The sequence below is a fragment of the Bacteroides sp. genome (genome assembly GCF_028690125.1).
Taxonomy (GTDB): Bacteria; Bacteroidota; Bacteroidia; order Bacteroidales; family Bacteroidaceae; genus Bacteroides.
Genome location: NZ_JAQVBV010000028.1, coordinates 61,401 through 70,891, shown reverse-complemented (window position 1 = coordinate 70,891; position 9,491 = coordinate 61,401). Strand labels below are relative to the sequence as shown.

Below are 9,491 nucleotides of genomic sequence, written 5' to 3'. Positions count from 1 at the left end.
GATAAAAAAAAATGATATTATAGATGGAGAGCCGTATACATGGAGACGTGTAAGTACGGTTCGGGGGCAGGCTGATGGAAACCTACCACTGCAAGGTGGCAAGGCGCCATCTGCCGAGCCTACGAATTACTGATGTAAAGGTAAGCAATGATATGGAATTATTGGTGCGAAAATTAGATATGGTTAAATAATTTCAGGTGACTGAAATTGGTTATCGTCAGATAACAGCAAGGTGTGTTTTCTGTAACAAGAAATTTGATTGTAATCTATTGAATAATAGATTTTTGAAGAAGAAGAGAATGGCAATGGGTAACGATAAAGAAACGAGCGAACTGCTTTAGTCTGCTGTGTTTTCCATTGCTTCAAATAACTCTTTTGCAAAGGTAATATATATTTTATTAGTACCAAATTAGCTGTTAAACAAAAGATTTCTTATCTTTGCACCGATGACAAAAACAAATAATTCGGATATTGTTTAATAAACAATCTACTCACTTGATGTAGATTGTCCTTTCGTTTACTCTCGGATGTTCTTTCTGAGAGTGATTTTCATGTATTTACATTTCAGTTTTTAACCTGCGTGCAATGACGAAAGTATTGTTATGCTTTTACGTGTGCGCGCAAAACACATTTAAGAAAATGAGTAACGAAAATAAAACAATTAGTCAATTTGAATTAAATCTAATCTGCGAATATTTTTCTAATCTTGAACGCCAAGGGCCCGGAAGCCCCGAAGCAACACTCAAGGCATTGAGCTTTATCGATAACCTGACCTCTGAATCACGTATTGCTGATATTGGTTGTGGAACAGGCGGTCAGACGATGGAACTGGCGCAAAATACACTGGGGCATATCACAGGGCTTGACCTATTTCCCGATTTTATCGACCTTTTCAACCGAAACGCATACACGCTGGGGTTGTCGCACAGGGTTAAAGGCGTTGTGGGGTCTATGGAAGATGCCCTTCCATTTGAGCGAGAGTCTTTAGACCTGATTTGGTCGGAAGGTGCTATCTACAACATCGGCTTTGAGCAAGGTTTGCGAAGGTGGCGAGAGTATCTCAAACAGGGAGGTTACATCGCCGTTACCGAAGCATCGTGGTTTACCGAGCAACGCCCACAGGAAATACACGACTTTTGGATGGAGGCTGAACCGGGAATAGATACGATTCCTGCAAAAGTGGCACAGATAGGGCACTGCGGATATGTTCCGGTGGCAACGTTTATTCTGCCCGAAAACTGTTGGACAGAGCACTATTACGCACCACAAGTCGGAGTACGAGAGATGCTTCTCGAAAAGTATGCAGGCAATCAAGCGGTGATTGATTTTATTTCTTTTGGACGACAAGAAGAGGAGTTATATCACAAGTATAAAGCCTTTTATGGATACGTGTTCTACATCGGAAAGAAAATCTAAACAGTAATTCAAAGGGAGATTATCGGCTGTGGCAATCTCCCTTATTTAGATCAAAAAACAATGAACGATTTACAATTATATGGCTGGAGCGACGGGTTGTTCCAGCAGAAACAAGAAATTTGATTGTAATCTATTGAATAATAGATTTTTGAAGAAGAATTAGTATAACAATGGATAACGATATAGAAATGAGCGAACTTCTTTAGTCTGCTATGTTTTTCCATTGTTTCAAATAACTCTTTAAATCACCGCAAAGGTAATAAAAATCTAGTCGCATAGTTCTATTTCCCCGAAAATATATACCTTTGTATTCAACGAGTTAAATATTTTGTTCAACTTATGAAATGGCAACTCTGTATATAGCTTCAATGCTTTAGGGCGGTCGGGGAATTAATAAATCTTCGACCTGTTATCTTATGCCCTATTCTAAACACAGAGTTTTCTCAATTACATTTTTGATTATGATTTATGACACTGCAAAAAGTAGTGTCCAATGGTCATGCTATATTAAGTTGAATAATGAATTATACATATAAACAAATTTGGCTCATCAACTTGCCTATAATGGTGAGCCTGCTCATGGAGCAATTGATTAATTTCACAGATTCCATTTTTCTCGGTCATGTCAGCCAAATAGATTTAGGAGCATCGGCACTGGCTACAATGTATTACACAGCCATTTATATGCTCGGATTTGGGTTTAGCCTTGGAGCACAGGTTGTTATCGCAAGGCGAAACGGCGAAGGGCGATATACGGATGTTGGCAGAGTATTTTATCAAGGATTGATTTTCTTATCAGTTTTTGCCGTTGTCGTTTTCATATTATCCAAACTGTTTTCTCCCGTGTTACTTCGTATGACGATTTCGTCAGATAGTGTTTATCAAGCCACTATGAAATACATGGAATGGAGAGATTACAGTTATCTGTTTGCATTTCCTTTATTGGCAATTCGGGCTTTCTTCATTGGAACAACCAATACTAAAATTCTTACAGCCAACTCAATTGTTATGGTACTCTGTAACGTCCTGTTTAACTACTTGTTGATATTCGGGAATGCAGGTTTGCCAAAATTGGGTATTAGTGGAGCTGCTATCGGTTCATCACTCGCAGAGTTTGTTGGATTACTGTTCATGATTCTATATATGTGGAAGCGTGTAGATAAGAAACGATATGGATTGCGTGCAGAATTTGATTTAGGGCTGTCGCTTCATCTCCTAAATATCTCTATTTGGACGATGGTGCGTTCGTTCTTTTGTATTGCTCCGTGGTTCTTGTTTTTTGTAGCAATTGAACATTTAGGTGAGTGCGAACTTGCAGCAGCAAACGTGGTAAGAAGTATTTCAATGATCTTTTTTGTGATTGTAAATTCATTTGCAACAACTGCTATTTCGTTGGTTAGTAACCTTATCGGGGCAAAACAAATTTTAGACGTAATGTCGCTTTGCCGTCGTATCATAAGGCTAACTTACGCAATCGGTATTCCGCTAATACTATTGTCTCTTGCGTTTTCGGGAACTCTTTTGGGGCTGTTCACAAATGATGAAACGGTTGTTCAGACAGCATTTTACCCATTCTGTGTGATGCTTTCTACGTTTATTATCTCCGTACCGGCTTATATATATTGCAATACAGTAATTGGCACAGGTAATACGAAGATGGTATTTATGTTTCAGATGATAAATATTATCATCTATCTCTCTTATTTATTTACCCTGTCACATTCTCCGAATATTCCACTTGCTGTATATTGGACTTCCGAGCAAATATACGTGTTAATGTTATTGCTGATGTCTTATCTTTACATGAAAAAAGGCGGATGGTTCAATAAAAGTGTTTAATCCTAACAACGATTTATCTATGTGGGATATTCTGGAAACAAAGCTATTCAAGTTCTTGTCATCTTCCGATGTAGAAAATAACCTTGAACCGCAAATCAAAGAAGCATATAGAGAGTTTGTGGAACGGCTAATCTTTTATTTAGATTCAGAGACAGATAACATGAAACGTATTCGTACTCTCAACTTAATCCACATAGAGATTGAAACGGTCAAATCTTTAGAGGTTTCGTATGGAGCAAAAAAGGACGTATTGAAAATCGTTTACTCAGATAAGGTATTATCTTTCGTTCAAAAAGAACTGGAGTTAATCCATAAACAAATGGAGTTTCCAAGATTTTTCATTAAGATAGAAACCTCATGGCAATCACCTCTATATCTTACTGATAAGACTCATTTTATTGAAATTATGGAGATGGTTAGCGGATTGTTCCTATCTAAAAGAGTGGTTACGCACACCGGAACAGAATCACCACTAACAGAAATCGGACGAGCGTTTGAATACCTTTTCAATATTAAACTGGGTGATATTCACAAGAAGCATGAGAGTGTTATTAAGCGTAAGCCATCCAAAGTAACCGAGTTTTTAGATACACTTCGCAAAGCCATTGCCGAAGAAAGTAAAAACAAAGGATATTTGTAAATCAACAACTTATCAACTATTTATAGGGGGTGTACCAGTGGTACACCCCTAACTTATTTGCGCCCATTTGCCGAACTTTGCTTCATCAATCGATTGGTAATCTTAATGTTTAATTTAAAAGTGAAGCAAAATGTATATAGACAATGAAAACTTCGACAAGTGGATGGAACGACTGTCGAAGAAACTCTCCGAAATCGGGCAAGACCTGAAATCGCTAATCAATACCGACAACGTATTAGACCCCAACGACAAGTTGTTGGATAATCAGGATTTGGCGTTTCTGCTGAAAGTCTCCTTTCGCACCCTGCAACGGTATCGGGCAAGTGGCAAACTCCCTTACTTTACAATAAGTCATAAGACCTATTACCGTGCCGCTGATATTCGGACATTTGTACAAGAAAATGCCGATTGTAAGACTTATGAACGGTTCAAAAAGGAAAACCAACTCGATAAGCAAACCACTGCAAGGCAAGGTGGTTAATGTTACCGCCTGATGAAGTGCCACCACTCCCCATTTAGCAGAAACCGCCTCGCCCTGTGGCTCGGCTCGTTTCGCTAAATGAAGCAAGAGGGAACTGGACAAGTCCTGTTCTTCCCTCTTGCCCTGCGGGGCAAAGCCTTCGGCTTTAATGGGTTACATTCGTAACCGTTTATAACAGTGATTATAAGTCGAAAATGTATTTCGCTTATAATCAACTGAATGAATGTTGTTTTCTTTATAAAAAACTTATAATCATGGATAAGACCAGTAATATATCCACGCTTACCACCATCGGGATAGACCGACAGACGGGAAAGTTGATAGATAAACTCTGCAAACGCTATTCGCTGAAAAAAGGGGAAATCGTCCGATTGGCATTTGTCTATATTGATAAAGCATGTATCAATCCATCGGAAGCACCGGAATCCGTAAAATCGGAACTGGCGAAGATAAACAAACGGCAGGATGATATTATCCGCTTCATCCGACACTACGAGGAAGAACAACTAAATCCCATGATACGAACCGCTAATTCCATTGCAGTTCGGTTTGATGGTATTGGCAAGACATTGGAAACGCTTATTCTTTCCCAATTGGAATCCAGTCAGGGGAAACAAACAGCCGTACTGCAAAAAGTAAGTGAGCAATTCGGCAAGCACGCCGATGTAATCAACCAGCAGGGGAAACAACTCTCGGCACTCTATCAGATACACCAACGGGATTATAAGAAGTTGCTTCAACTGATACAACTCTATTTGGAACTCTCTGCTTGTGGTGTGATGGATAGCAAACGGAAAGAGAGCCTAAAGGCTGAAATTACCAACCTAATAAATACATAGAGCCATGCACATAGATTTTGCCCCACCATCGGGCGGAACATATAACAATGCAGGAAGTAGCCGGCAACTAACCTCATACATGGAGCATGAGGATTTGGAACGCATGGAAAAGGGAATCTATACTGATGGCTTTTTCAATCTGACGGATGATAATATCTACAAATCAAAGGTTATTAAGGATATAGATACTAATATCGGGCAGCTCCTTAAAACAGATGCTAAGTTTTTTGCTATCCACGTAAGCCCATCGGAAAACGAACTTCGGGCAATGGGGAATACGGAGCAGGAGAAAGCCGAAGCCATGAAACGATATATTCGGGAAGTATTCATTCCTGAATATGCCAAGAACTTCAACAAAGGACTATCCGAAGCGGATATAAAGTTTTACGGGAAGATACATTTTGACCGCAACCGTTCCGACAACGAACTGAATATGCACTGTCATTTGATTGTGAGCAGGAAAGACCAAACTAACAAAAAGAAGCTATCACCGCTTACTAATCACAAAAATACCAAGAACGGAGTAATAATAGGTGGTTTTGACCGTGTGAACCTATTCCAACAGGCAGAGCAAAGATTTGATAAACTGTTTGGCTATAACCGCCAATTATCAGAATCATTTGAGTATGCCAACACCATGAAGAACGGTAGTATAGATGATAAATTAAAAATGCAGGAACAGGAGTTGAAAGAGCCAAAACAATATTTTACTGGCGAAAAGAAAAAAGAAATATTCCAATCCGGTGAAAAAGAAAACATGATTTCTTGCAATCTTGATAGCAAGTCGGATAATAAACAGTCTTACAATCAGCAATATAATAATGGCGGTGATTCTCTTTTATCCATGTTTTCATTGGGAGATGGCAATAATTACGATGCTACACAGGCAGAGGAATCACAGGCAAAGAAACTCAAAAAGAAAAAGAAGAAAGGGATAAGACGATGATTGAATATGAGGAACTAAGAGCCGATATAGACCGCTACCTGATGGAGCGTTTCAAGTATCGTAAATCGCTTGTCAGCCTAACGATAGACAATGTTATCACCACCCGAAGAAACAGCCGTATAGACCTGTATTTGCGTATCAGAAAGGTTGAAAGCCTATTTCCACCTTATTGTCTTATCATTGCCCGATTGGGTTTCAGTAAAGAACGGATAGGACACGGTACGCACTTTCTCCGGTTCTTGACAGGGGTAGCCTTAAAGTATGGATTCAGGTACATCGGAATTGAATGTGCCAACACGAAAAGCGGTGCTTTCGCCAAGAAGTTAGGCTTTAATTCAATAGATTGTGAAAACTATTCCATAATAGTAGATAATCTAATATCTTATTTTTCAATGGAATAGTTTATATAATTCCTTTCTTTCTCTGAACACAAAGGTATATTCCGAGAATAAAACGGCAACACCGAGCCGCAAGCGGTTTTTGTAAATTTCTTCCTTTTTCGTTCCTCAAAAGAGTAAATTTACAAAAAGTGTTGCCTTATTTATTCTCTCCATATGTGAGATGTTTATCAAAGAAAAAAGGAAAAAATATTGGTTTTGGCTCTGCTTATTTTGGCAGTTGATATTTTCCCTCAATCCGTTCTGCTAAATTTGTCATATCCTCATTGATTTTGGAACGGGTTATATCCGCATAGATTTGAGTGGTGGAAATACTTCGATGTCCCAGTGTTTGGCTAATAGTTTCTATAGGAACACCCATTGAAAGACAGAGGGTTGCATAGCTATGTCTTGCCATGTGATAGGTCAGCCGTTTATCAATTTTGGCTGCTTTTGCTATCTTTTTCAACTGAATATCAGCGTTTTCTATTGTGCATAATCTAAACACCCTTCCGCCAAAACCAGCAAAAGCAGTGTCCCTGTATTTTTCGATAAGCCGTAACGGAATATCAAGTAGTGGAATATAAGATGTACTTCCGGTCTTTTGGCGGTTCAGGACAATCCATTGCTTGCCATCTTCTTTCCGTACAATATTATCATGTCGTAAGTTCTTCAAATCCACATAGGCAAGCCCCGTAAATGTCGAAAATATAAACATATCACGAATAAAATTGGCACTCTCATGCTTCATGTCTACTTGCATTAATCGTTCTATTTCATCCATAGATAACCATTTCCGTGTAATTGTTATCCGCTGCGGACGATAACCAAAGAACGGATCTTGACACATCCAACCTCTGTTTAAGGCTCGCATTACAACCCGACGTAATGGCTTTATTGTATTGTTGGTTGTACTTGCACCCATTTGTAGATTGACTTTCAGATAGTAAACATACGATTCTACAAAATCGAAGTCTACTTGTGTAAATGGAATATCTGCTACCCCATATTTATATTGTAAAAACTCTTTCAAATGCTGATAAGCACAACAAAGATGTGTATAGGTGGTTTTTACTATCAGAATACCGACAGACTGCCGTTTTTCTTCAACCAAGGCTGCAAACTCCTGTATCAGACTGTTTTGCTTTATGCCAATTCCCTTAATAGCATTTTTCAGGATTTCAGCCGTAATGTAACTTTTGCTTTCCAGTAAAGTTTTATAATGGCGAATAAGTTCAGACCTGTAGTTTTCAATCTCTTTGTTAATGCTTGTTTCTTCCCGTGATGTACCTGTGGTAATGCCTTGTTTGGCATCCCATTGTTCGGGTAATATTTCTAAGCCCGTACTGAAAGCCGAACTTTTACCGTCTACACTGATTCGCCCCATGACAGGGCAGTTACCTGATTTTTTCTTTTTGCTGGTATTCAGATAAAAGAGTATAGCGAAAGTACTTCTATTGTTTTGCATAATATCTTTATTGGGGATTATTAAAAGTTGAATTTTGTAGCAAGACGTGCAGATAGCTGCTGCATATCATTACTAATCTTCTCGTTGTTAAGACGTGCATAGCGTTGAGTAGTTTGGATATGCTTATGACCTAGCATTCGGCTAACGCTCTCAATCGGAACACCTTGAGAAAGGCAGATTTGAGAAGCGAATGTGTATCTTGCCATGTGGTAGGATAAGCACCGATTGATACCGCAGTTTCTCGCAATCCGTTTCAAGCCGACATTGACTTGTCCTAAACTCATGTGCGGAAACACTTTTCCATCGGGAGCAAGCCCTTTGTAATACTCCATGATTTGGATAGGGATATTCAATAGTTTTACATTAAACTCCGTATGTGACTTTTGCCTGTTGGTTGAAATCCACAGGCTACCATCGTCTTCGGTAATAATGTCTTTCCAAGAGAGTTTATGTAGGTCTGCATAAGCTAATCCGGTAAAGGTCGAGAATAGGAATATATCACGAATAAACCGTTGTGTGCCTGATTTAAGGGGAGTTTGCATAAGTAAGTCCAGTTCGTTATTGGTGAGCGACTTATTTTTAAGCTCCGTTTTCTCCAGTTCAAAACCCTCAAAAGGTGGACGGGTGATTATTCTCCGATGCAATGCCAAACGTATCACTTTGTTTAATAAGACAATTCGAGCCTTGACCGTTCTTGGCTTCATCTTGCGTTTTACCCGAAAGAAGAAATTCAACGCTTCGATGAAAGGTAAATCTAACTCGGTCAGGGGAATATCCCCTACATGGTATTCTTCCCGAAGAAATTGTTTAAGCTGTTTATAAAGGACTTCATGCTGTTTGTAAGTAGATTGCGCTCTGTCAGTTCCTATTCTTCCTTTGAAGTCTTCCATCATTTCACCAAACAGAATAAGTAGTGTTTTTTGTGCGGTGGCAATTCCCTGAAAAGCATTCTTTACTTCGATAGCGGTTACTTTTCCTGTCCGCTTTAAAATGTCCCTGTAATGCGCATGTATGGAGAGATTAATTTTATTAATCTCTCTGTTGAGTTCAACGGCTACACGGCTTTTTCCGATTGCCCGACCTGATTTTACATTCCAAAGCCGTTCTTCTATTTTCAGCTTTGAGCCAAATTGTGCGATGGTGTTACCGATGATGATTTTCCCAACAATCGGGTAAACGGCATCGGGATTTGTTTCTGTTCTTTCTGTGTTTCCCTCTCGTTTGAGGTAGAAGGACACCTTTAGTTCGTTGTTCATAACGCTCACATTTTAAGTTCGTAAAATTACTTTCAATATGAGTTATCTGAACAGTGTAAACCACAGACAAACAACGCTATAACCAGACGTTTAACGTCATTGTTTTGCCTTGCTTTTCGTCTGTTTGAACGGGTAACGGTTTAGAAGCGGAAAGTCTGCTCTAATCCGCTTTTTCTTGCTATTTCGCTACTCGGCATCCAAAGACACTAAAAGACATACATTTCTATTA

At 39.1% G+C, this 9,491-nt stretch carries 9 protein-coding genes; 7 read left to right on the top strand and 2 right to left on the bottom strand.

All coding sequences use genetic code 11. The features are described from left to right. Positions 1-639 precede the first annotated feature (639 nt). The 7 genes from PHO71_RS16980 to PHO71_RS16950 all read left to right on the top strand — a co-directional run bounded on the left by PHO71_RS16980 (position 640) and on the right by PHO71_RS16950 (position 6,562). Complete coding sequence (locus PHO71_RS16980; protein WP_300205588.1) at positions 640-1,416, top strand: class I SAM-dependent methyltransferase; 777 nt, start codon at positions 640-642, stop codon at positions 1,414-1,416. Positions 1,417-1,935: 519 nt separating this feature from the next. Continuing rightward, entirely contained in the window at positions 1,936-3,255 is a 1,320-nt protein-coding gene (locus PHO71_RS16975) for an MATE family efflux transporter (RefSeq protein ID WP_300205586.1), read from the top strand. Further along, a complete protein-coding gene (locus PHO71_RS16970) occupies positions 3,248-3,895 on the top strand; it encodes an RteC domain-containing protein (RefSeq protein ID WP_300205584.1) in 648 nt (215 codons plus the stop codon). The genes PHO71_RS16975 and PHO71_RS16970 overlap by 8 nt, the downstream gene beginning before the upstream one ends. Before the next feature lie 130 nt (positions 3,896-4,025). After that, complete coding sequence (locus PHO71_RS16965; protein WP_300205582.1) at positions 4,026-4,376, top strand: helix-turn-helix domain-containing protein; 351 nt, start codon at positions 4,026-4,028, stop codon at positions 4,374-4,376. Between the two features lie 254 nt (positions 4,377-4,630). Then, entirely contained in the window at positions 4,631-5,215 is a 585-nt protein-coding gene (locus PHO71_RS16960; RefSeq protein ID WP_300205580.1) for a BfmA/BtgA family mobilization protein, read from the top strand. Between the two features lie 4 nt (positions 5,216-5,219). Continuing rightward, positions 5,220-6,161: a DUF5712 family protein gene (locus PHO71_RS16955; RefSeq protein WP_300205578.1), complete on the top strand. Its 942-nt coding sequence runs from the start codon at positions 5,220-5,222 to the stop codon at positions 6,159-6,161. After that, a complete protein-coding gene (locus tag PHO71_RS16950; RefSeq protein ID WP_300205576.1) occupies positions 6,158-6,562 on the top strand; it encodes a GNAT family N-acetyltransferase in 405 nt (134 codons plus the stop codon). Before PHO71_RS16955 ends, PHO71_RS16950 begins: the two co-directional genes overlap by 4 nt. 205 nt (positions 6,563-6,767) lie before the next feature. On the opposite strand, the gene PHO71_RS16945 is transcribed toward PHO71_RS16950, so the two are convergent. Both PHO71_RS16945 and PHO71_RS16940 read right to left on the bottom strand, forming a co-directional pair. Next, positions 6,768-8,006 (bottom strand): site-specific integrase, encoded by a 1,239-nt coding sequence (locus PHO71_RS16945; RefSeq protein WP_300205573.1) that lies wholly within the window; start codon positions 8,004-8,006, stop codon positions 6,768-6,770. Between the two features lie 20 nt (positions 8,007-8,026). Next, a complete protein-coding gene (locus PHO71_RS16940; RefSeq protein WP_300205571.1) occupies positions 8,027-9,262 on the bottom strand; it encodes a site-specific integrase in 1,236 nt (411 codons plus the stop codon). Positions 9,263-9,491: the final 229 nt, after the last annotated feature.